Source organism: Alcaligenes sp. 13f (genome assembly GCF_020496585.1).
Lineage (GTDB): Bacteria > Pseudomonadota > Gammaproteobacteria > Burkholderiales > Burkholderiaceae_B > Alcaligenes > Alcaligenes phenolicus.
Genome location: NZ_JAHKKC010000069.1, coordinates 1 through 426 on the forward strand (window position 1 = coordinate 1; position 426 = coordinate 426).

A 426-nucleotide genomic window follows, 5' to 3' on the forward strand; every position below is an offset into this window, starting at 1 on the left:
GCCGAAGACCTTGTTGATGATGAAGTCGTGTTGCTCGACTAGGTGTACCTCCTCGACTCCGACATCTGCGTCAGGCTGCTTCGCAATCGTCCGCCGCAACTGGCCGAGAAGCTGAACGCGGATGCGAGCCGGCTTTATACGTCGGCCGTGGTCCGGCATGAGTTGATGCACGGCGCCATGATGTCGATGCGTCCGGATGTTCAGCGCGCTGCGGTGGAGGCGCTGCTGTCCCGTATGGCGGTGCTTGATTTCGACAGCGCCGCCGCGGATCACGCGGCTGACATCAAGGCGTCGTTGCAAAGGCGTGGAACGATGATCGGGAGCAACGACCTGTTGATCGCCGGGCATGCCCGGAGCCGCTCGCTGATCGTGGTGACTGGCAACCTGCGTGAATTTGCTCGGGTTGAAGGCCTGCGCTGTGAAGAT

General features: G+C 61.5%; 1 protein-coding gene. It reads left to right on the plus strand.

Going from position 1 to position 426, the window contains the following annotated elements; genetic code table 11:
* Nucleotides 1-42: 42 nt before the first annotated feature.
* Nucleotides 43-426 (plus strand): type II toxin-antitoxin system VapC family toxin (locus KOE80_RS20170; protein ID WP_226349851.1); only part of this gene is annotated, 384 nt, incomplete at its 3' end.